The sequence below is a fragment of the Allobosea sp. NPDC003192 genome (assembly GCF_050275675.1).
Lineage (GTDB): Bacteria > Pseudomonadota > Alphaproteobacteria > Rhizobiales > Beijerinckiaceae > Allobosea.
This window is the reverse complement of record NZ_JBNNPK010000022.1, coordinates 47,700-68,453: the sequence shown is the minus strand read 5'-3', so window position 1 is coordinate 68,453 and position 20,754 is coordinate 47,700. Positions and strand designations below refer to the sequence as shown.

The 20,754-nt window shown below is 66.6% G+C and carries 19 protein-coding genes; 10 read left to right on the top strand and 9 right to left on the bottom strand.

Features of this window, described 5'->3' with window-relative positions; all coding sequences use genetic code 11:
- The first annotated feature begins 132 nt into the window (after positions 1-132).
- On the top strand, positions 133-1,566 hold the full coding sequence (locus ACQKLX_RS24720; protein ID WP_427364207.1) for an aldehyde dehydrogenase family protein: 1,434 nt from the start codon (positions 133-135) through the stop codon (positions 1,564-1,566).
- Positions 1,567-1,620: 54 nt separating this feature from the next.
- Here the strand turns inward: ACQKLX_RS24720 and gltX are convergent, their stop codons facing one another.
- The gene (gltX, locus tag ACQKLX_RS24715; RefSeq protein ID WP_427364206.1) at positions 1,621-2,961 is read right to left on the bottom strand and encodes a glutamate--tRNA ligase; all 1,341 of its coding nucleotides are present in this window, start codon (positions 2,959-2,961) and stop codon (positions 1,621-1,623) included.
- Positions 2,962-3,099: 138 nt separating this feature from the next.
- On the opposite strand from gltX, the gene ACQKLX_RS24710 reads away from it, so the two are divergent.
- On the top strand, positions 3,100-3,879 hold the full coding sequence (locus ACQKLX_RS24710) for a hypothetical protein (protein WP_427364205.1): 780 nt from the start codon (positions 3,100-3,102) through the stop codon (positions 3,877-3,879).
- Positions 3,880-4,058: 179 nt separating this feature from the next.
- Here the strand turns inward: ACQKLX_RS24710 and ACQKLX_RS24705 are convergent, their stop codons facing one another.
- Positions 4,059-5,798 (bottom strand): NAD+ synthase, encoded by a 1,740-nt coding sequence (locus ACQKLX_RS24705; RefSeq protein ID WP_427364204.1) that lies wholly within the window; start codon positions 5,796-5,798, stop codon positions 4,059-4,061.
- 78 nt (positions 5,799-5,876) lie between these two features.
- Entirely contained in the window at positions 5,877-6,170 is a 294-nt protein-coding gene (locus ACQKLX_RS24700; protein WP_427364203.1) for a Dabb family protein, read from the bottom strand.
- 166 nt (positions 6,171-6,336) lie between these two features.
- Here ACQKLX_RS24700 and ACQKLX_RS24695 point away from each other — a divergent pair, with 166 nt between their 5' ends.
- A complete protein-coding gene (locus tag ACQKLX_RS24695; protein WP_427364202.1) occupies positions 6,337-7,221 on the top strand; it encodes an outer membrane protein in 885 nt (294 codons plus the stop codon).
- Between the two features lie 10 nt (positions 7,222-7,231).
- Here ACQKLX_RS24695 and ACQKLX_RS24690 read toward each other — a convergent pair whose 3' ends face one another.
- Both ACQKLX_RS24690 and ACQKLX_RS24685 read right to left on the bottom strand, forming a co-directional pair.
- Positions 7,232-8,068, bottom strand: coding sequence for a cycloisomerase (locus ACQKLX_RS24690; protein ID WP_427364201.1), 837 nt, complete (start codon positions 8,066-8,068; stop codon positions 7,232-7,234).
- 112 nt (positions 8,069-8,180) lie between these two features.
- A complete protein-coding gene (locus ACQKLX_RS24685) occupies positions 8,181-9,566 on the bottom strand; it encodes a class II 3-deoxy-7-phosphoheptulonate synthase (RefSeq protein ID WP_427364200.1) in 1,386 nt (461 codons plus the stop codon).
- A 249-nt stretch (positions 9,567-9,815) separates the two neighbouring features.
- Here ACQKLX_RS24685 and ACQKLX_RS24680 point away from each other — a divergent pair, with 249 nt between their 5' ends.
- Both ACQKLX_RS24680 and ACQKLX_RS24675 read left to right on the top strand, forming a co-directional pair.
- Positions 9,816-10,205, top strand: a complete 390-nt coding sequence (locus ACQKLX_RS24680) for a RidA family protein (RefSeq protein ID WP_427364199.1) — start codon at positions 9,816-9,818, stop codon at positions 10,203-10,205.
- A 147-nt stretch (positions 10,206-10,352) separates the two neighbouring features.
- On the top strand, positions 10,353-11,393 hold the full coding sequence (locus ACQKLX_RS24675; protein WP_427364198.1) for an alpha/beta hydrolase: 1,041 nt from the start codon (positions 10,353-10,355) through the stop codon (positions 11,391-11,393).
- On the opposite strand, the gene ACQKLX_RS24670 is transcribed toward ACQKLX_RS24675, so the two are convergent.
- Complete coding sequence (locus ACQKLX_RS24670) at positions 11,317-12,288, bottom strand: LysR family transcriptional regulator (protein WP_427364197.1); 972 nt, start codon at positions 12,286-12,288, stop codon at positions 11,317-11,319. The genes ACQKLX_RS24675 and ACQKLX_RS24670 overlap by 77 nt on opposite strands.
- A 98-nt stretch (positions 12,289-12,386) precedes the next feature.
- On the opposite strand from ACQKLX_RS24670, the gene ACQKLX_RS24665 reads away from it, so the two are divergent.
- A complete protein-coding gene (locus ACQKLX_RS24665) occupies positions 12,387-12,602 on the top strand; it encodes a hypothetical protein (protein WP_427364196.1) in 216 nt (71 codons plus the stop codon).
- Positions 12,603-12,609: 7 nt separating this feature from the next.
- Here the strand turns inward: ACQKLX_RS24665 and gor are convergent, their stop codons facing one another.
- On the bottom strand, positions 12,610-13,983 hold the full coding sequence (gene gor / locus ACQKLX_RS24660) for a glutathione-disulfide reductase (RefSeq protein ID WP_427364195.1): 1,374 nt from the start codon (positions 13,981-13,983) through the stop codon (positions 12,610-12,612).
- A complete protein-coding gene (locus ACQKLX_RS24655) occupies positions 13,976-15,145 on the bottom strand; it encodes an O-antigen ligase family protein (protein ID WP_427364251.1) in 1,170 nt (389 codons plus the stop codon). Before ACQKLX_RS24655 ends, gor begins: the two co-directional genes overlap by 8 nt.
- A gap of 381 nt (positions 15,146-15,526) precedes the next feature.
- On the opposite strand from ACQKLX_RS24655, the gene ACQKLX_RS24650 reads away from it, so the two are divergent.
- The 4 genes from ACQKLX_RS24650 to ACQKLX_RS24635 all read left to right on the top strand — a co-directional run bounded on the left by ACQKLX_RS24650 (position 15,527) and on the right by ACQKLX_RS24635 (position 20,088).
- Positions 15,527-16,489: a Bug family tripartite tricarboxylate transporter substrate binding protein gene (locus ACQKLX_RS24650; protein WP_427364194.1), complete on the top strand. Its 963-nt coding sequence runs from the start codon at positions 15,527-15,529 to the stop codon at positions 16,487-16,489.
- An 87-nt stretch (positions 16,490-16,576) separates the two neighbouring features.
- Complete coding sequence (locus ACQKLX_RS24645; RefSeq protein WP_427364193.1) at positions 16,577-17,041, top strand: tripartite tricarboxylate transporter TctB family protein; 465 nt, start codon at positions 16,577-16,579, stop codon at positions 17,039-17,041.
- Positions 17,042-17,054: 13 nt separating this feature from the next.
- On the top strand, positions 17,055-18,554 hold the full coding sequence (locus tag ACQKLX_RS24640) for a tripartite tricarboxylate transporter permease (protein ID WP_427364192.1): 1,500 nt from the start codon (positions 17,055-17,057) through the stop codon (positions 18,552-18,554).
- 109 nt (positions 18,555-18,663) lie between these two features.
- On the top strand, positions 18,664-20,088 hold the full coding sequence (locus ACQKLX_RS24635; RefSeq protein WP_427364191.1) for an APC family permease: 1,425 nt from the start codon (positions 18,664-18,666) through the stop codon (positions 20,086-20,088).
- A gap of 68 nt (positions 20,089-20,156) precedes the next feature.
- Here the strand turns inward: ACQKLX_RS24635 and ACQKLX_RS24630 are convergent, their stop codons facing one another.
- Entirely contained in the window at positions 20,157-20,648 is a 492-nt protein-coding gene (locus tag ACQKLX_RS24630; protein WP_427364190.1) for a DUF2059 domain-containing protein, read from the bottom strand.
- Between the last annotated feature and the right edge of the window lie 106 nt (positions 20,649-20,754).

Here is a 20,754-nt window from a genome sequence, read left to right as displayed (position 1 = left end):
CGCCGGCCGCGCGGTGACAGCCGGGGAGCGGCGCTGCTACGCTGTATCTATCTCAACATAGCGATCGCGGCATGGTGGGTCGGTGATCCTCCGCATGCAACGCGGTCGTTCGCAGCCTGCGAGGAGAAGCCGATGTCCCATGCCCTTCAATTCTACATCGATGGAGCCTGGGTCGATCCCGCCGGCGGGCTGAAGACGCTCGACGTGATCGATCCCTCGACCGAGGAGGCTTTCGCCCAGATCGCGCTCGGCAGCCAGGCGGATGTTGACAAGGCCGTGGCGGCGGCACGCGCCGCCTTCCCAGCCTTCGCCGCGACCTCCAAGGAAGAGCGCCTGGCGCTGATGCGCCGCCTGCTCGAGGCCTACAAGGCCCGCTATTCCGAGGTCGCCGACACCCTGTCGCGCGAGATGGGCGCGCCGAAGGAGCTCGCCCACCGGGCGCAGGCCGGGATGGGCACGGCGCATCTCTCCAAGATGATCGAGACGCTGGAGAATTTCGAGTTCGAGGAGCTGCGCGGCTCGACCCTGATCTCGAAGGAAGCGATCGGCGTCGTCGGCATGATCACGCCGTGGAACTGGCCGATCAATCAGATCATGTGCAAGGTCGCGCCCGCCCTCGCCGCCGGCTGCACCATGGTGTTGAAGCCGTCCGAGATCGCGCCGATGAATGCGATCATCTTCGCCGAAGCGATGCACGAGGCCGGCGTGCCCAAGGGCGTGTTCAATCTCGTCAACGGCGACGGGCCGACTGTCGGCGAGGCGATCGCTAGGCATCCCGGCGTCGACATGGTCTCCTTCACCGGCTCGACCCGCGCCGGTATCCTCGTCGCCAAGGCGGCGGCCGACACCGTCAAGCGCGTCCATCAGGAGCTCGGCGGCAAGTCGGCCAACATCCTGCTGGACGATGTCGACCTGAAGAAGGCGGTGAAGCTCGGCGTCGAGAGCGTGATGCGCAACTCCGGCCAGTCCTGCAATGCGCCGACCCGGATGTTCGTCCCGGCGAAGCTGCATGAGGACGCGCTCGCCATCGCCAAGGCGACCGCTGAGCCGCTCAAGGTCGGCGCCCCGTCGGCGGACAGCGTCTTCCTCGGCCCCGTCGTCAGCGAGACGCAATACGACAAAATCCAGCGCTTGATCGAAAGCGGCATCAAGGAAGGCGCGACACTGGTCACCGGCGGCCCCGGCCGGCCGGAAGACCTCAATCGCGGCTATTATGTCCGCCCGACGGTGTTCGGCGGCGTGACCGATGAGATGACGATCGCCAGGGAAGAGATCTTCGGCCCCGTGCTCTCGATCCTGCCCTATGAAAGCGAAGCGGAAGTGATCGCGCGGGCGAACGACACGCCCTATGGCCTGGCATCCTATGTCCAGTCGGGTTCACTGGAGCGGGCACGCAAGGTCGCGGCGCAGATGCGCTCCGGCAATGTCTACATCAACTACCCGGCCTGGGACGCCGGCGCGCCCTTCGGCGGCTACAAGCAGTCCGGCAATGGCCGCGAATACGCCGATTTCGGCCTTGAGGAATTCCTCGAGATCAAGGGCACGGTCGGCTACGCCGCGGCCTGATCCCACCGTTCGATGCGCGCGCCACCGGTCATCCCGGCGGCGCTTTTTTTAGAGTTACGCCGCTTCGCCGGCCAATCGCTTCAGCGCCTTCTCGCGCCCGATCAGCGGCAGCAGCGCGGCGAGTTCCGGGCCATGGTCGAGGCCGGTCAAAGCCTGGCGCAGCGGCATGAACAGCGCCTTGCCCTTGGCGCCGGTCTGCGCGGAAACGGCCTGCGTCCAGCTCTTCCACGTCGTCTGATCGAACGGCTCGGCCGGCAGCAGCGCGGCGGCTGCGGACACGAACGCCGGATCGGCGATATGCGTCTCAATCGGCCCCTCGGCAATCTGCCACCAATCCTTCGCCCCCGAGAGCCGGGCGAGATTGCCGCGTACGGCTAGCCAGAATGGTTCGCTGGCGGGAATGCCAAGCGCTTTCAGCCGCTCTTCGACCGTAGCGAAATCGAGCTGATGCAGGGTACGAGCCGAGAGCGTCTCCAGCTCGTGCTCGTCGAACTTGGCCGGCGCGCGCGAAACATGGGCGAGATCGACCAGCCCGGCGAGCTCGTCGAGGCTCGACACCGGCCGGACCGCGTCCGACGAGCCGGTGAGCACGGCGAGAGACGCCACCGCCAGCGACTCGATGCCGGATTCGCGCAGGCCCCGCAGCGAGAGATGGCCGAGGCGCTTCGACAGCCCCTCGCCGCTCGCGGTAGTCAGCAGGTTGTGGTGGCCGAAAGCCGGAAGCGCCCCGCCCAGCGCCTGCATGATCTGGATCTGAACTGCGGTGTTGGTGACATGGTCTTCGCCGCGGATGACATGGGTGATGCCCATGTCAAGATCGTCGACGACCGAGGGCAGCGTGTAGGGATAAGTGCCGTCCTCGCGCACCAGCACCGTATCGGAGAGCGAGGCGCAGTCGACATGGGACGGGCCGCGGACGAGATCGTCCCAGCCGATCTCCTCCCAGTCGAGCAGGAAGCGCCAATGCGGCTTTCGGCCTTCGGCTTCGAGGCTGGCGCGCTCTTCCGCAGTCAATTTCAGCGCGGCGCGGTCATAGACCGGCGGCAGGCCCCGGGCGAGCTGGCGCTTGCGCTTACGGTCGAGCTCGTCGGCGCTCTCATAGCAGGGGTAGAGGCGGCCGGCGGCGCGCAGCTTGTCGGCTGCCACGTCATAGAGCGCGATCCGCTCTGACTGCTTGATGCTGGCATCGGGGGTGACACCGAGCCAGGCGAGGTCCTCGGCGATGGCCTCGGCGAACTCCGGCTTCGAGCGCGCCTGGTCCGTATCGTCATAGCGCAGCAGGAAGCGCCCGGCATGCCGTTTGGCGAAAAGCCAGTTGAACATCAGCGAGCGGGCGTTGCCGATGTGCAGATAGCCGGTCGGCGACGGGGCGGTGCGGACGAAGGGAGTGGTCATGACCGGCCGCTTGTCGCGCGGGACGCGCCCGAGGGCAAGGGCATGGCGCAGGCCTCGCGAAAGGAGATCGACAACGGCGCAGATTGACGCAAGGTTAGGATGCGATGGGGATGGCGATGTCTGCGCTGGGAGGCGAGGATGAGCATCACGGCTTCAGTCGGGCTCGGCGGCAAGAATACGGTTCCCGATACGCGCCTGGTCCAGGCGATGATCAACCCGCATACGGCCGCGCTCGGCATCGATCTGCTTGAGGTCGACGGCGATTGCGGACCGCTGACCAGAGGCGGGATCAAGCGCTACCAGCAGGTCTTCCTGAAGATGACCAGCCCGGATTCCAGGGTCGATCCGGGTGGCAAGACCTTCCTGCACATGGCGAACAACCCGGCGCCAGCCGGCGTCGTGGTCAGCGCCTCGCGCCTGCCGGTGAAGCTCAAGGCCGGCGATTTCCTGCAGGTGCCGGTGGTGATGGACCCGGCCGACGGCACGGTGCAGGACGCCTATACGGCCTTCGAATACGAGATCTTCGACAAGGGCGCCCGCATGGTCGGGACCGACTATGCCTTTGGCGTGCCCAACGACATCGAGGTCTGGCCGAACGCCCAGGTCCGGATCGGCGTGACGCTGGACGCGGGCCTGCTGGCTCATGAGCAGTTCCACTACGATGTCGGCTTCGTCGTTTGCCGCGCGCTGGCGCATCAGCTCACCATCGCCCGCGCCCCGACGATCGGCGGGCTGGTGACGCAGCTCAACAGCCTCGTCGACCTGCACATCAACAAGCGCGTCAAGCTGATCCAGCGCCGCTACGACATCGACACCCAGCACGGTGCCAATGCCAAATACCAACGCATCTGGCTCGACCGGATGACCGCCTGCATCGCCAATCCGGCAGCGAACCAGATCGGCGGGTTCTGGCTGTAGTCTGGATTGCGTCTCCCAGTCGTCATTCCGGGGCAGGCCGCCAGGCCTGAGCCCGGAACCCATGAACACGACGACAATCGAGAGGCCGCCCCCGCAATGCCCTATTCGGCAGCGTCGGCGAATATGGATTCCGGGCTCGCCGCTGCGCAGCGCCCCGGAATGACGGCACGGTTCCTTGCTCAGAAGTCGAAACTCTCGCCGCCGGCCTTGCCGACGCCCTTGACCAGTGAGCGGTCCGGCTCATGCGCCGGCTCGCCCGGATCGCGGAAGCGGTTGACGATCGGGTAGCGCCGGTCGCGGCCGAAGTTCTTGCGGGTGACCTTGACGCCCGGCGCCGCCTGCCGGCGCTTGTACTCGGCGAGATAGAGCAGCCGCTCGACCTTCTGCACCGTCTCCAGACCGTGGCCGCGGGCGACGATGTCGGCGAGGCGCATCTCGTGCTCGATCAGGCAGGCGAGGATGTCGTCGAGCACGTCATAGGGCGGCAGCGAATCCTGGTCCTTCTGGTTCTCGCGCAGCTCCGCGCTCGGCGGCTTGACGATGATGTTCTCAGGGATCACCTCGCCATCCGGTCCGAGCGCGCCCGCCGGCTTCCAGCGATTGCGCAGGGCGGAGAGCCGGAAGACCTCGGTCTTGTAGAGATCCTTGATCGGGTTGTAGCCGCCGTTCATGTCGCCATAGAGCGTGGCGTAGCCGCAGGACATCTCCGACTTGTTGCCGGTCGTCACCACCATCGGCCCGAACTTGTTCGAGATCGACATCAGCAGCGTGCCGCGCACGCGGCTCTGCAGGTTCTCCTCGGTGATGCCGCGATTGGTGCCGGCGAAGAGTTCGGCCAACGCCTGCTCGAAACCCTCCACGGGATCGGCGATCGGCACGATCTCGTAGCGGACGCCGAGCGCGTCGGCGCAGGCCTTGGCATCGTCCAGGCTTTCCTGCGAGGTGAAGCGATAGGGCATCATCACGCAGCGCACGCGCTCGGCCCCGAGGGCGTCGACGGCCATGGCGGCGCAGATGGCGGAATCGATGCCGCCCGACAGCCCAAGCACCACCCCGGGAAAGCGGTTCTTCTCGACATAGTCGCGCAGGCCGAGCACGCAGGCGGCATAGTCGGCCTCGTCACCGGCCTCGACGGCGACCACCTCGCCCGGCAGGCAGCTCCAGCCATCGGGCCCACGCTCCCAGTCCGTGATGCGAACAGCCTCGCGGAAGGCCGGAAGCTGGTGGGCGAAGCTGCGGTCGGCATTGAGGACGAAGGAGGCGCCTTCGAAGACGAGCTCGTCCTGGCCACCGAGCTGGTTGAGGTAGACCATGGGCAGGCCACTCTCGACCACACGGGCCACGGCGACGTTGAGCCGTTCCTCGATCACGCCGCGACGGAAGGGCGAACCGTTCGGGACGAGCAGGATCTCGCCGCCGGTCTCGGCGATGCACTCGACGACCTCCTCGCCCCAGATGTCCTCGCAGATCGGAATGCCCAGGCGGACATGGTTGCGGAAGACGACCGGGCCGGGCAGCGGGCCGGGCTCGAACACACGCTTCTCGTCGAAGACGCCGTAATTGGGCAGGTCGACCTTGAAGCGCACCGACTGGATCAGGCCGCCATCGAGCAGCGCATAGGCGTTGTAGAGCTTGCCGTCCTCGAGCCAGGGCAGGCCGACAAGCACGGCCGGGCCGCCATCCGCAGTCTCGCGGGCGAGGTCCTCGCAGGCCTTGCGGCAGGCGTCCTGAAAGGCCGGCTTCAGCACCAGATCCTCCGGCGGATAGGCCGAGAGGAAGAGTTCCGGGAACATGACGAGCTCGGCGCCGCCGGCAGCCGCCTCGCGGCGGGCGACACGCACCTTCTGCGCATTGCCGGCGACATCGCCGACGATCGGATTGAGCTGGGCGAGCGCCAGGCGAAGAGACGTCTTAGTCATGCTCCGGATGTAGCCCGCGGCCGATGCGCCAGCAACGGGCCGGCGTCCTGCCCGCCCCTGCGTTTGCGCAGGGTCAGGTCAGCGGAGCGCCGACTGGAAATCTGCCGACCAGCGCAATTCGCGCAAGGGGCGCACCGCCTGCGTCGTCTCGTCATAGATCGGGTGGGCTTTCCAGGCGGCGAGTGCGGCCTCGTCGGCGAACTCGCCGTAGACGACGATGTCGGCGGCATCGCCGATCGGGTCGATCCTGGCATTGGCCGCAACCTCGAAAGCGAGTGCATGCGGGATCTCGCCGAGCCGGCCGAGCAGGCGCCGGATCCTGTCGATATCGTCGGCGTGCTTCCCGGTGAAGAACACGATGTGCCGGATCATCCGCCCTCCTCCGGCCACTTCCGGAATCACGCTCATGCGCGGGCGATCTCTTCCAGAGGCGGGCCGGATCGGCAACCTCATTAACCGCGTATTAGGGTTAACAGCGCATCAATCGTCTCCGGGCCAGCTCAACCGCTGCGTCGGCCCTTGCTCGGAGAGACACGCGATGCGTGCTGCATCAACCGCCGCCCTCGCCCCCGTCATCGCACTGGCTTGCGCGCTCGCTCTGCCGCAAGCGGCGCAGGGCGCCGACTACCTCAGGGGCTCGCAGATCGAACAGCCGGTCGAGGCGCCGCCGATGTTCGGAGGCGGGCGTTTCGACTGGTCAGGCTTCTATTTCGGCGGCGGCGCCGGTGCCAGCGATACGAAATTCAAGCCTGATCAAGGTCTCGGCACGCTGGCCAACTACGCCTTCCGCAACACGGTTCTCGGCGCCGAGGGCAATATCGGTTCGCTGGTCGGCGATCTCGCCGAGAAGCGCGACAGCGGCTCCAACTTCTTCGGCATGGTTGGTTACAACTACCTCTTCGACGATGTCGTCCTCGGCTTCGAAGTGGACTATACGCGCTCGAGCCAGGAATACACTCTCAACGACTTCATCGGCCGGCGCATCACCACCTCGGAAGGGTTGAACGACGTCAACATCACCACCAGTCACGGCGCCAAGCTGAACGACTATGCCACCGCCCGACTACGGATGGGCTGGGCCTATGGCCGCCTCATGCCCTATGCCACGATCGGTGGCGCTGTCGGTCGCTTCAATACGGTCTCGTCGATCCGTTCGACCTGGTTCCTGACGCGCACGAATCCGATGACGGGCGCGACCGAAGCCTTCTACGCGGCCGGCTATACGCCGACCAATCCGTCGATCGTCGGTGGCGCCAAGAAGAACGTCTACGGCTTCGGCCTGAGCGCAGGCGCCGGCGTGGAATGGGCCGTGACCGACAACCTCATCCTCCGCGGGGAGTATCAGCTGATTCGTTTCGCCGAGGTCGAAGGCACGACGGTGACGGTCAACACCGCTCGCGTCGCCGCCGCACTGAAATTCTAATCCGCGCCGGTCAGCGCTCGAAGCGCTGGCCGATCAGCTCCGCCTTCGCCCGGCTGATCATCCAGAGCGTATCCGCGGCGCCGCTGCGGTCCCAGGCGATGCCCTGCCCCTCGCCCTCGATCGGGTAGGTCGCAACCAGCTCCAGCACAGAGCCCATCTTCGGCAGCCGCAGGGCGTAGACCTCCTTGTGATCGTGGCCGGTGGCGTAGAGCAGCCCATCCTTGCCCCAGCTGCCGCCCGACATGCTCATCGGCTCGGCCCGCTTGATCACGGCGGCGGGGAAGGTCCAGCCCTGGACCGGCTTCCAGGCCTCGTCGAACTTCACCAGCGTCGTCCAGTAGGAATTGCCGTAGGGCTGCTGGCTCTGGCCGAAGACGCGGCTGTAATTGGCGAAGACGCCCCACCAGGCGCCATCATGCTTGTCGAGCCAGGTCAGCGAACCCAGCAGGATGCCGAAACTGTGCGAGCCGACATGCTCGAGCGTCTGCGCGTCCCAGATCTCGACCGAGCTCGTCATCGGCGAGGCCGGATAGTTGGAATGGGCGGCGTAGAGCTTGCCGTCGATCACCGCGCCACTGTCCAGATGGATGATCGGGCCGTCCTCGGCCCCTTTCCATTCCTTGACCAGGGCGCCGGTCGTCTTGTCGTGCTTGGCGATGGCGCGATCTGTGATCGCGTAGACATGGCCGGCATCGACCGCCGCAGCCTGGCGTGCGGACTGCGCCTTGAAGCGTGCGATCTCGACGAAGCGCCCGCTCGGAGCCGCCGGCTTCTTCGCAGCGTCCTGTGCCAGCACCGGAACTGCGACCAGACAAGCGGCCAGCGCCGCTGCAAACTTGAGCTTCATCGCCCTCTCCCCGCGCCTCGTCGGCTTCAGCCGCTCTCGGCGTCGACCATGGGAGGCGGGGGTTAGGCGGTCAAGGTGACGGGCCGATGAAGCCGGCCCGTCACCTTTTGGTTCACTCGGCCGCTTCGACCTCCGGCCGTGCCTTGCCGGCGCGCTCGCGCTTGACCAATTCGGCGACGAGGAAGGCGAGTTCCAGCGCCTGCTCGGCGTTGAGGCGCGGATCGCAGACCGTGTGGTAGCGGTCGTTGAGATCAGCGTCGGTCATGCCGCGCGCGCCGCCGGTGCACTCGGTGACGTTCTTGCCGGTCATCTCGAGATGCAGGCCGCCAGCATGCGTCCCTTCCGCCTGATGCACGGCGAAGAAGTTCTTCACCTCGGTCAGGATCAGGTCGAACGGCCGCGTCTTGTAGCCGCTCGCCGCCTTGACGGTGTTGCCGTGCATTGGATCGCAGGACCAGACGACATTGCGCCCTTCCCGCTTGGTGGCGCGCACCAGAGCCGGCAGGTGGTCGAAAACCTTGTCGGCGCCGAAGCGGCCGATCAGCACGAGGCGGCCGGCCTGGTTCTGCGGATCGAGCGCGTCGATCAGCTTGAGCAGTTCGTCCGGCTTGAGGGACGGCCCGCATTTCAGGCCGATCGGGTTCTTGATGCCGCGGAAGTACTCGACATGGGCGTGGTCGAGCTGGCGAGTACGATCACCGATCCAGACCATGTGGCCGGAGGTGGCGTACCAGTCGCCCGTGGTCGAGTCGGTGCGCGTCATCGCCTGCTCATAGCCGAGCAACAGCGCCTCGTGGCTGGTGTAGAAATCCGTCGTCCGCATCTCGGGATGCGTCTCGGGATCGACGCCGATGGCGCGCATGAAGTCGAGCGACTCGGTGATGCGGTCGCCCAGCTCCTGATAGCGATGCGACTGCGGGCTGTCCTTGACGAAGCCGAGCATCCAGCGATGCGCGTTGTCGAGATTGGCATAGCCGCCGGTCGCGAAGGCGCGGATCAGGTTGAGCGTCGCTGCCGACTGCCTGTAGGCCTCGAGCTGCCGGCGCGGGTCGGGAATCCGCGACTCCGCCGTGAACTCGTTGTCGTTGATGATGTCGCCCTTGTAGCTCGGCAGCTCGACATCGCCGATCTTCTCGTTCGGGGCCGAGCGCGGCTTGGCGAACTGGCCGGCGATGCGGCCGACCTTCACCACCGGCGAACCGCCGGCGAAGGTCAGCACCACCGCCATCTGCAGGAACAACCGGAAGAAGTCGCGGATGTTGTCGGCCGAGTGCTCGGCGAAGCTCTCGGCGCAGTCACCGCCCTGAAGCAGGAAGGCCTCGCCAGCCGCGACCTTGCCCAACGCCCGTTTGAGCTTGCGCGCCTCGCCTGCAAAAACCAGCGGCGGAAAGCCGGCGAGCTGCTGCTCAACCGCCTTCAAGGCTGCCTGATCCGGGTATTCCGGCATCTGCTGGACGGGTTTTGCCCTCCAGCTCTCGGGCGTCCACCGCTCGGACATGGGTCTTGCTCCTGATTGCACGCGTCGCGCCTGCCATTAACCTCATCTTGGCGCGAAGGGGGGCCTATACACCCGCAGATGGTCGCTGGCCACCGTCACGGCAAGCACGATGTGCCGCAACGCGAAAGCGCGAATCCGGTCAAGTGCTTGGCACGCTCCGCTACGATCGTTTTTCAAGTGCCTGAGAGCGCGATTCAACCTGTTCGGACATTGATTCAACCAACTCTACGCCTGAAGAAGGACGACCTTATGCCCAAGCGCAGCGTTTCCTCGGAGCGTGTCTACAAGAGCCGCCTGCCCTTCGCCCAGGCGACGATCGCCGGCGATTTCATGTTCGTCTGCTGCGTCGGCGCGGATCTGCAGGGCAAATATGCGACCGGCGACGCCAGGGCACAGACGCAGCAATGCATCGACAACATTAAGGCGCTGCTCGAGGAGGCAGGAGCGAGCCTGAAGGACATCGTGAAGTGCACGGTCTACGTCACCGACCGGGCCTATTGGGAGCCGATGAACGAGGTCTATTTCACCAACTTCGCCGAAGAGCCGCCGCACCGCGTCTCCTGCATCGTCAACGGGCTCGGCTCGCCCGACTGCCTCGTCGAGATCGACGCGACCGCCTATCTCGGCAAGGCGGAGTGAGGCAGAGCGCGGTTTGATGCGCCGCCCGCATCAATCGCTTCGGCATTAGCATTTCACTCCCGCCCGCAAAGCCCATTGTCTCCCTCGCGCGGCGCGGCCGAAGATGGCTGCGCATCGATAACGCCCATGGCGGCGACGGGAGGAACCATGAGACGTCACATTCTGGCGGCCGCTATCGGCATGGCCTGCGGCCTCGGAGCAGCGCAGGCCCAGCAGGCGCAGGAGCCGATCACCCTGCGCGGCATGGGCTCCTTCCATGTCGGCGGCAAGCTCGTCGAGATTTCGGGCCGGCCGGTCAAGGACGTGGTGTTCACACCCGGCGGCACACCTGCCCGCGTCGACCCGAACGGCACCTACCAGACCGGCCAGATGTACGTTCAGTACTTCCTGCCGCAGAACGAGAAAGGCACCGTACCGCTGCTGCTCTGGCATGGCGGCGGCATGACCGGCGTCAATTACGAGACGACGCCGGACGGCCGCCAGGGCTGGCTCGAATTCTTCCTGCGCAAGGGCTGGTCGGTCTATAATTCCGACGCGGTCGAGCGCGGACGCTCGAGCTGGGCGATGTATCCCGATGTCATCCCCGGCGAGCCGCTGTTCCTGACCACGGCGAACCCGTTCGAGCGCTTCCGCATCGGCGCCGGCAGCGGCAGCTACGACGGCGACCCTGCCAAGCGCAAATACCTGCCGGGCAGCCAGTTCCCGGCCGAGGGCTACGACAATTTCGTCAAGCAGATCGTGCCGCGCTGGACCTCGACCGACCAGATGATCATCGACGCCTATATCGCCGAGGTCGACAAGGTCTGCCCCTGCGTGATCGCCTTCCACAGCCAGTCCGGCCAGTTCGGCTTCAAGGTGGCGCAGGCTCGGCCCGACAAGGTCAAGGCGCTGATCGCGGTCGAGCCGGCCGGCATCGGCGATCCGGCCAAGGCGGCGGCACTGAAGGACGTGCCTGTCCTGATGGTGTTCGGCGACTATATCGAGCAGGATGCCCGCTGGCCGACGATCCGCAAGACCGCGACCGATTTTGGCGACAAGATCACCGCCGCCGGAGGTTCGGTCGACGTCGTCAACCTGCCCGCCGTCGGCATCACCGGCAATTCGCACATGCTCATGATGGACAAGAATAATCTGGCTGTGGCGCAGCTGATCCAGGACTGGCTGGCGAAGAAGGGCCTGACGAAATAGGCGCGGGCTCGCGCGCCTGGCCCAGCAGCCAATCGCGGAACAGGCTGATCTTGCGCGCGGTCCGGCGCCGTACAGGGTAGGTCAGCCAATAGTCGTTCCCACCAGGAAGCATCAGGTCGAAGGGCTGGATCAGCAGCCCTTCGCTCAGTTCGCGCCGGAAGAAAATCGGCGAGCACATGGCCGCGCCGTTGTTGGCAAGCGCGGCCGTGACTTCGAGCTGCTGCACGCTGAGATCGAAGCGGGCTTCAGCCGGCATGGTTTCGGAATCGACGCCTGCGGCGGCGAACCAGCGATCCCAGGCCTCGGCCTTGCCGATCCGGTTCACGCGCAGCAGGTCGGAAGGTTCTGGCGCGCGACCGAGATCGCGGAACAGGTTCGGCCCGCAGAGCGGGGTGAACTCGCTCTTCATCAACCAATGCGCCTCCAGCCCCGGCCATTGCCCATTGCCGCGGTGGATGGCGACGTCACAATCGTCGCGCTGCGGATCGTGCGGGCCGACCTGCGTGACCATGCGCACCGCCAACCCGGGATTCTCGCACTGGAACAGCCCCAGGCGCGGCACCAGCCAGTTCGAGGCAATGGTCGGCAGCGCCTGGATCGAGAGCACGCCTTCGGCCGTCTGCGTGACCGCGGCGAAGGCCGCGCGCAGGCCGTCGAAGGACTCCATCACCGATGATGCGAGCCGCTCACCGGCTTCGGTCAGGACGACGCGGCGGGCCTGGCGCTGGAACAGCGGCAGACCGAGCCGCTCCTCCAGCAGCTTGATCTGGTAGCTCACCGCGGCCTGCGTCATGCCGAGCTCGACAGCGGCACGGGTGAAGCTGCCATGGCGGGCCGCCGCCTCGAATGCCCTCACCGCGCTGAGCGGCGGTAGGCCAATCGCCAGATCATCCATCAGCTGACCTTATGCATCAGGAGTGAAATCCGGTTTGTCCGCAGGATCGATCGGCGGCATCCCTGGGTGCAAGTGAAATCCACTCCAGGAGCCGCATCATGTCGGCCGAAGTCAGCAGAAGCAATGGATATGTCAGCTCAGTGCCGGTAATACAGGCTGTACTGGCCCGGCTGCGCCGCTTCCGGCGCAATCGCCTGATCGCCCTCGACGACCGTCTCGATCAAGAGGGGCTGAGCGCCCACATGGCGCGCGATGTCGGCCTGACCAATGCAAGCCTGATTTATGATGGGCGTCGCTCGGATCGAGAGTCCTGAACCTGCGTCAGAGCGCGCTCTTGCGCGGCGTGCGCATGGTGACGAGTTCCTCGGCCGCGCTCGGATGCAAGGCGATGGTGCGGTCGAAATCGGCCTTGGTCGCGCCCATGGTGACGGCGATGGCAACCGACTGGGCGATCTCACCGGCATCGTGACCGAGGATGTGGACGCCGAGGACCCGGTCGGTTTCGGCGTCAGCGACGAGCTTCATGTAGATGCGCTCGTCGCGGCCCGAGATCGTCGCCTTCATCGGCCGGAAGCCGGTCTCGAAGATGCGCAGCGGGCGGCCGGCGGCAAGCGCCTGCTGCTCGGTGAGCCCGACCGTGCCGAGCTCCGGCGTGGTGAAGACGGCGGAAGCGACCAAGGTATGGTCGACCGTCCACGGCTTGCCGCCGAAGGTCGTATCGGCGAAGGCGTGGCCCTCGCGGATCGCGACCGGGGTCAGGTTGACACGATCGGTGACGTCACCGACCGCCGCGATCGACGGGACGTTGGAAAGCGAGGCGGCGTCGACGAGGACCTGGCCCGTCGGGCCCAGCTTGACGCCGGCGGCTTCCAGGCCGAGCCCCGCGGTGTTCGGGCGGCGGCCGGTCGCGACGAGGACGACATCGGCGTCGATCGGCGCGCCATGGGCACAATGGGCGCGGCGCGTGCCGTCCGGCAGAAGCTCGATGCGATTCACCACGCAGCCGAGGCGCAGGGTGATGCCGGCATGGCCGAGCGCGTCGCGCAGGCGGGTGCGCAGATCCTCGTCGAAGCCGCGCAGGACATTGTCTCCGCGATGCAGCAGCGTGACGGCGACGCCGAGCCGGGCGAAGACGCTGGCGAACTCGAGCGCGATGTAACCGCCGCCGATGACGAGCATGCGCTTGGGCAGGCGCGGCAGATGGAAGACCTCGTTCGAGGAGATGCCGAGTTCGCCGCCAGGGATCGGCGGATCGAAGGCCGGGTGGCCGCCGGTCGCGACCAGGATGTGGCGGGCGCGGATCGCCTCGCCGCTCTTCTGCAGCCTGATTTCGTGCGGCCCGGTGACGACGGCACGCTCCTCGCGAATCGTGACGCCGGCGCCGTCGAGCCCCTTGCGGTAGAGGCCGGAGAGCCGCGTCACTTCCTTGGCGACGGCATCGCGCAGGGTCGGCCAGTCGAACTGCGGCTTGCCGACGCTCCAGCCAAAGCCGGCGGCGTCCTCGAACTCGTCGGCGAAGCGGCTGGCGTAGACGAAGAGCTTCTTGGGCACGCAGCCGCGAATGACGCAGGTGCCGCCGATGCGGTCCTCTTCGGCGATCATCACGCGGGCGCCGTGGCCGGCGGCAATGCGGGCGGCGCGGGTCCCGCCCGATCCCGCGCCGATGACGAAGAGATCGACGTCGAACTCAGCCATGGCTGTCTCCCTGCCGCGATGCGGCATCCGTGTGGAACAAGATCGTCGCGGCGCCGAGCCCGGCGATCCACCAGCCCTGCCAGGCGCCGTGCCCGACAGTGGCGATCGAGAACGCCGCCGCGAACAGGGCCAGGCGCGGCGCCAGTTCGGCCGCCGGCAGACGCCGCAGCCAGGCGAACAGCAGAAGGCCAGCCAGCGTCAGCAGGCCGGCCCCGACAGCGCCGGTCTCGGCCCAGACCTGCAGCGGCATGTCGTGCGGATGACCGACCTCCAGCAGCGTCCGATGCTCCACCGAGACCTGGGGGGCGACGGGATGCAGATGCATGGTCGCGGACGTGCCGAAGCCGGCGCCTGCGACCGGCCGCGCCCGCGCCACCTCCCCGAAGCTGTCCCAGATGTCGATCCGCGCCTGCGCGCTCATGACGTCCAGGCGATTGAGTACGAAGGACGGCACCAGCCGCTCAGCCGTCGGGCCGAGCACCGGAGCAATCGCGAAGGTCAGGACAAAGGCCAGCGCCGTCGCCATCAGCGCGACGCGCGGCGCGACCGCGGCAAAGATCCAGCAGAGCACCAGCACCAGCGTGCCGAGCTTGGCGGCCTCGCTGTCGGAGCGGAAGACGAAGACGACCACGATCACCGCCAGCAGGGCCGCCAGAGCGCGATCAAACCAGCCGGCAGGCCGCGACCAGAGCGCATGGACAGTCGGCACAGCCAGCAGAAGCAGGACGATTGCCGGACGGTTGAAGACGAAGCTCATCATCTTGCCCGAACCGAGCGCGGAACGCTGAGACAAGCCGGAAGCAAGTTCGAAGACCAGAAGCCCCGACGCGACGATGAGCGCAACCGCGAGCGACCGGAGCAGAGCCGGGCTCCGGCGCCATTGCCTCGACGCGGCGATGGCAAGCGCGAACACGATCGGCAGGACTAGCTCGCCCCAGGCCCGCACGGACATGGATGGGTTGTGGCTCCAGCCGATGGAGACCAGCGACCAGGCGAGAAAGGCAGCGACCACCATCGCTATCGGCGCCGTGAGCAAGGCCCGCAGGCGCCCGAAGATGGCCATGGCCGGCTCCGACAGCAGAGCAGCCCCAAGGAAAGCCCCGGCGGCGAGCCCCAGCATGAGCGGGGCCGAGCGGTTCGCCAGCCACATGGCGAGCGGCATCAGCACGAGACAAATCGCGCCCGCGCTACGCAGCGCGCGCGCTGCCGCAGGCTCGCTTCCTTGTGCGGACTGTATCCTGGAGTTGGCCGGCGGGAAGATCTGACTCATGCGCTGCGGCTTACGCGATGGGAGATGCCGCGCCTAGGGGGAACGGCGCCGTCCGAACCGGCGCGAGAAGCGACCGCCGCCGCGTCAAGACTTGCGACCTTCGACGATGTCACCAGCCGCCTCGCGTCGAATTTTCCTGCGCTCGCTGGGCTGCGGAGCGAAACATCTTGACTTGTGATTATGCAATCAGGCGCAATTGATCCGCGGTCCGATGCGGTGCCACAGGCGAGCGTCGACAATCGGTGCGCCAAGCGCGCCACTCGGGAGGTAACTATGCTCACGTCCTTCTTCAAGCGCGGGGCTGTAGCCGCCGTCGCTCTCGCGGGCCTCACCACGGCCGCCTTTGCCCAGATGGAGCTGAAGATCATGGCCCCGGCCGCGCCCGGCGGTGGCTGGGACGGCACGGCGCGCTCGATGCAGCAGGCGCTGACTGCGGCAGGCATTGCCAAGAGCGTCCAGGTCACCAACGTCACCGGCGCCGGCGGCACGATCGGCCTCGCCCAGCTGATCGGCGCCAAGGGCGACGGCCATCAGCTGATGGTCAACGGCTTCGTCATGGTCGGCGCCATTCTGCTCAACAAGTCGCCGGTGAACCTGTCTCAGACCACGCCGATCGCCCGGCTGACCGCCGAGGCGCTGGTCATCGTCGTGCCGACGGATTCGCCGATCAAGAACGCCAAGGACCTCGCCGACCGCGTCAAGGCCGACCCGGCCAAGGTCACCTGGGCCGGCGGTTCGGCCGGCGGCGCCGACCACATCCTCGCCGCGCTCTTCGCCGAGGCCGCCGGCGGCGATCCGAAGAAGATCAACTACATCCCGTTCTCGGGCGGCGGCGAGGCCCTCGCGGCGATGCTCGGCGGACGCGTCACCGCCGGCATCTCCGGCTATGGCGAGTTCGAAGGCCAGATCAAGGCCGGCAAGCTGCGCGTGATCGGCGTCAGCGCCAGCAAGCGCCTGGAGAACGCTCCCGATGCCCCCACCCTGAAGGAAGGCGGCGTCAATCTCGAGCTGCTGAACTGGCGCTCGGTCGTTGCCCCTCCGGGCCTCAGCGACGCGCAGAAGAAGGACCTCTCGGGCGCAGTCGACAAGCTGGTCAAGTCGAAGGAATGGGCCGAGATCCTCAAGGCCCGCGGCTGGGATGACGCCTATCTCGCCAGCGCCGAATTCGACAGCTTCCTGAAGACCGAGACCGCCCGCGTCGAGAAGGTCATGAAGGATGTCGGCCTGGTGAAGTAAGGCCCTCCTGAGACCAAACATCGAGGGCGGGCAGCCGCGAGGCCGCCCGCCCTTCGTCACCTTCGCTCCAGACAGACGGTCGCGCCCATGTCCCGCTCCATCGACCGCCCGGCTCTTATCGTCGGGCTCCTGTTGCTCGCCGCAGCGGCGATCGTCGCCTTCGATGCCTCGCGCCAGACCATCACCTCGAACTATGGCGTCGGACCGACCGCGATGCCCTATGTCGTCTGCGCCGGGCTCGCCGTGCTCGGGCTCGCGCATTTCATCGTCGCCTTCAAGGACGGCCTGCCGAAGCCGGAAGAGGCCGACAGCAAGGCGCTGCTCTGGATCGTCGGCGGCCTCGTCGGGCTGGTCGCCTGCATCGCGCTCGGCGGCGGCTTCATCATCGCCACCGCGATCATCTTCGCCTGCACGGCGCGCGGCTTCGGGCGCGATGCACTCATCGTCGACATCGTCATCGGGGCGGTGCTCGGCACCGTCATCTATGTGGTGTTCCTCAAACTGCTGACCCTGTCGCTGCCCGCCGGGCCGCTCGAAGCCCTGCTGAGCTGAGGGAGCACGCAAGATGGACACCCTTCTCTCGCTCGCCAACGGCTTCTCCGTCGCCTTCGAGCCCTCCAAGCTGCTGTTCTGCCTGATCGGCGTCTTCCTCGGCACTGCCGTCGGCGTGCTGCCGGGCATCGGCCCGGCGCTGACCGTTGCGTTGCTGCTGCCGGTGACCTTCAAGCTCGACCCGGCCGGCTCGCTGATCATGTTCGCCGGCATCTACTATGGCGGCATGTATGGCGGCTCGACCACCGCCATCCTGCTCAACGCCCCCGGAGAAAGCGCCTCGCTGGCGACCGCGCTCGAAGGTTCGAAGATGGCCAAGGCGGGCCGCGGCGGCCCGGCGCTGGCGACGGCGGCGATCGGCTCCTTCGTCGCCGGCCTGATCGCCACGATCGGCCTCGCCTTCCTCGCGCCCTGGCTGGTCGAGCTCGCGGTCAAGTTCGGCCCCTGGGACTATTTCGCGCTGATGATCGTCGCCTTCGTCACGGTGTCGGCGACCTTCGGTGATTCCCCGCTGCGTGGCCTGACCAGTCTGTTCCTCGGCATGCTGCTCGGCCTGATCGGCATCGACAAGCTGACCGGTCAGGCACGCTTGACCTTCGGCGTGCCGGAGCTGCTCAACGGCGTCGAGGTGACGACGCTGGCGGTCGGCCTCTTCGCGGTCGGCGAAGCGCTCTACGTCGCCTCGAAGCGCTGGCGCGAGCCGGAGGAGATCATCCCGATCAAGGGCTCGCTCTGGATGAACAAGCAGGACTGGAAGCGCTCCTGGGCGCCCTGGCTGCGTGGCACCGCCTTCGGCTTCCCGATCGGCGCGCTGCCAGCCGGCGGCGCCGAGGTCCCAACCTTCCTGAGCTACTCGACCGAGAAGAAGCTCTGCAAATATCCGGAGGAGTTCGGCAAGGGCGCGATCGAGGGCGTCGCCGGACCGGAGGCCGCCAACAACGCCTCGGCCGCCGGCACGCTGGTGCCGCTGCTGACGCTCGGCCTGCCGACCTCGGCGACCGCGGCGATCATGCTCGCCGGCTTCCAGCAATACGGGCTCAATCCGGGCCCGCTGCTCTTCGCCGAGAAGCCTGATCTTGTCTGGGGCCTGATCGCCTCGCTGTTCATCGCCAACGTCATGCTGGTGATCCTGAACCTGCCGCTGATCGGGCTTTGGGTCAGGCTGCTGGCGATCCCGCAGCCCTGGCTCTATGCCGGCATCCTGGTTTTCGCGACCATGGGCACGCTCGCGGTCAACCCCTCCCCGGTCGAACTCGGCATGCTCTTCGGCTTCGGCTATCTCGGCTATCTGATGCGGCGCTACGACTATCCGGTCGCGCCGATGGTGGTCGGGCTGATCCTCGGGCCGATGGCGGAGGCACAATTGCGCCGCGCTTTGCAGATCAGCCTCGGCGATCCGATGATCCTCCTGGAGAATCCGATCTCCGCGACATTGCTCGGCATCGCCTTCATCGCGCTGGTGGCCCCCTTCGTGATGAGTGGGCTGAACAAGTTCAAGGCGGCGGAAGACTGATAACGTTAGGCGCGACCGGGGCAGCACGCCCCGGTTGCGCTTGAACAAATATGGCGTGACTGTGTTCTCCTCTTCAGCGGCCGTCCGGCCTGTCGAGCGAGGATGAACCATGAGCGACGCTACGCTGTCCCCTTCCGCCGCACCGCAAGCAGAAGCCGAACCCAGCCTCCATCGCGTGATGGGCCCCTGGCTGCTACTGCTGTTCATCGTCGGCGACATTCTCGGCACTGGCATCTACGCGCTCACTGGGCAGGTGGCGAAGCAGGTCGGCGGCGTCGTCTGGCTGCCCTTCCTGGTCGCCTTCGTGGTCGCGATGATCACGGCGTTCAGCTATCTTGAGCTGGTCACGAAATACCCGCGCGCTGCCGGCGCCGCGCTCTATGCGCACAAGGCTTTCGGTGTCCACTTCATCACCTTCATCGTCGCCTTTGCGGTAATGTGCTCCGGCATTACCTCGGCCTCGACCGCCTCGCGCGCCTTCGCCGCCAACATGTCACACGCCTTCGGGCTGAATCTCGCCGGCGGCATCGGCATCACCATCGTCGGCCTCGCCTTCATGGCGCTGGTCGCTGCGATCAACTTCCGCGGCGTCGGCGAGAGCGTGAAGGCCAACGTCGTGCTGACCTGCGTCGAGCTGACCGGCCTCTTGATCGTGATCTTCGTCGGCCTATGGGCGATCGCCGCCGGCCAGGGCGACGTCTCGCGCATCACCCAGTTCAAGCCGGCGGGCGACGGCGGCCTGTTCTGGCCGGTGATCGCAGCGACCACCCTCGCCTTCTTCGCCATGGTCGGCTTCGAGGATTCGGTCAACATGGCCGAGGAGACCAAGGACCCGACGCGGACCTTCCCGAAGATCCTGCTCGCCGGCCTCGTCATCACCGGCACGATCTACGTGCTGGTCTCGGTCTCGGCGATCACGCTGGTCTCGCCCGAACAGCTTGGCGAAGGCGAGACGCCGCTGCTCAAGGTGGTCGCGGCCGGCGCGCCGAACTTCCCGATCTGGATCTTCGGCTTCATCACCATGTTCGCGGTCGCCAACAGCGCGTTGATCAACATGCTGATGGCGAGCCGGCTGGTCTACGGCATGAGCCGCGAGCATGTGCTGCCGCCGGTGCTCGGCAAGGTGCACCCGACGCGGCGCTCGCCCTATATCGCGATCGGCTTCACCACACTGCTCGCCTTCGCGCTGATCACCTTCGTCGGCGAGGTGCCGGCGCTCGGCGGCACGACGGCCCTGCTGCTGCTCTGCGTCTTCACGGTCGTCAACATCGCCGTGCTGATGCTGCGCAAGGACACGGTCGAGCATCAACACTTCCGCACGCCGACGATCCTGCCGATCGCAGGCGCGATCTTCTGCGCCTTCTTCGCCGGCCCGTGGACCGGGCGCGACCCGGTCCAGTACAAGATCGCCGGCATACTGATCGGGATCGGCGTCGTGCTCTGGTTCGTCACCGTGATGGTCAACCGGGCCACCGGCGTGCGACCGAGCGACCCGACGATGGAAGACATCGGCGGCGCCGGCCCGGTGAACTGAGGCTCATCTGAAACAAAAGAGGCCGCCGGTTCGCCCGGCGGCCTCTTTCTCCGATCGAAGCATATGGCTCAGAGCTGATGGCCGCGCTTGCGCATCTCGGCGTTGAACAGGTCGAAGAGCCGGTTGCTGGTCGCCACGGTCCAAGGCTGCAACAGCGCGTAGACCTCCTCGAGCGCCTGTGTACGGTTGGCATTGTAGCGCTGGCCGACGGGCGAGTTGAAGAAGGCCAAGACCTCCTTGAGATCGGCTTCCGTCATCTTGCTGGCGAAAATCCGGGTGGAGGAATCGACCATTTCGTCGCGGCGTACATCCGCCTCGGCCTTGAGCGTAGTCAGGACCTCTTCCATGTCCTTCTTCAGCTCGGGCCGAGTCGCCAGATTCTGCCGGACATTGGCAACGAACTCGCCGTAGATCGAGTCGATGGACTGCGACAGGCCGGTGGAGATCACGAGCTCACGGGCGGCCTTGAGATGCTCCGGCGTCGGCGCCTGCTGCGCCGAAGCGGGCACGGCGAACAATGCGAGCGAGAGAAGCGCGCCAGCCAGGCTGTGACGGATCATGCGGTTACCCCTTCGTCGATCGTCCGGAATGCGGCGATTCCATTGTTCTGCTGCGGAAGCGTCCCTGACCGGACGAACCGCCGGCCGCTCTTAGAACATGTCCAGC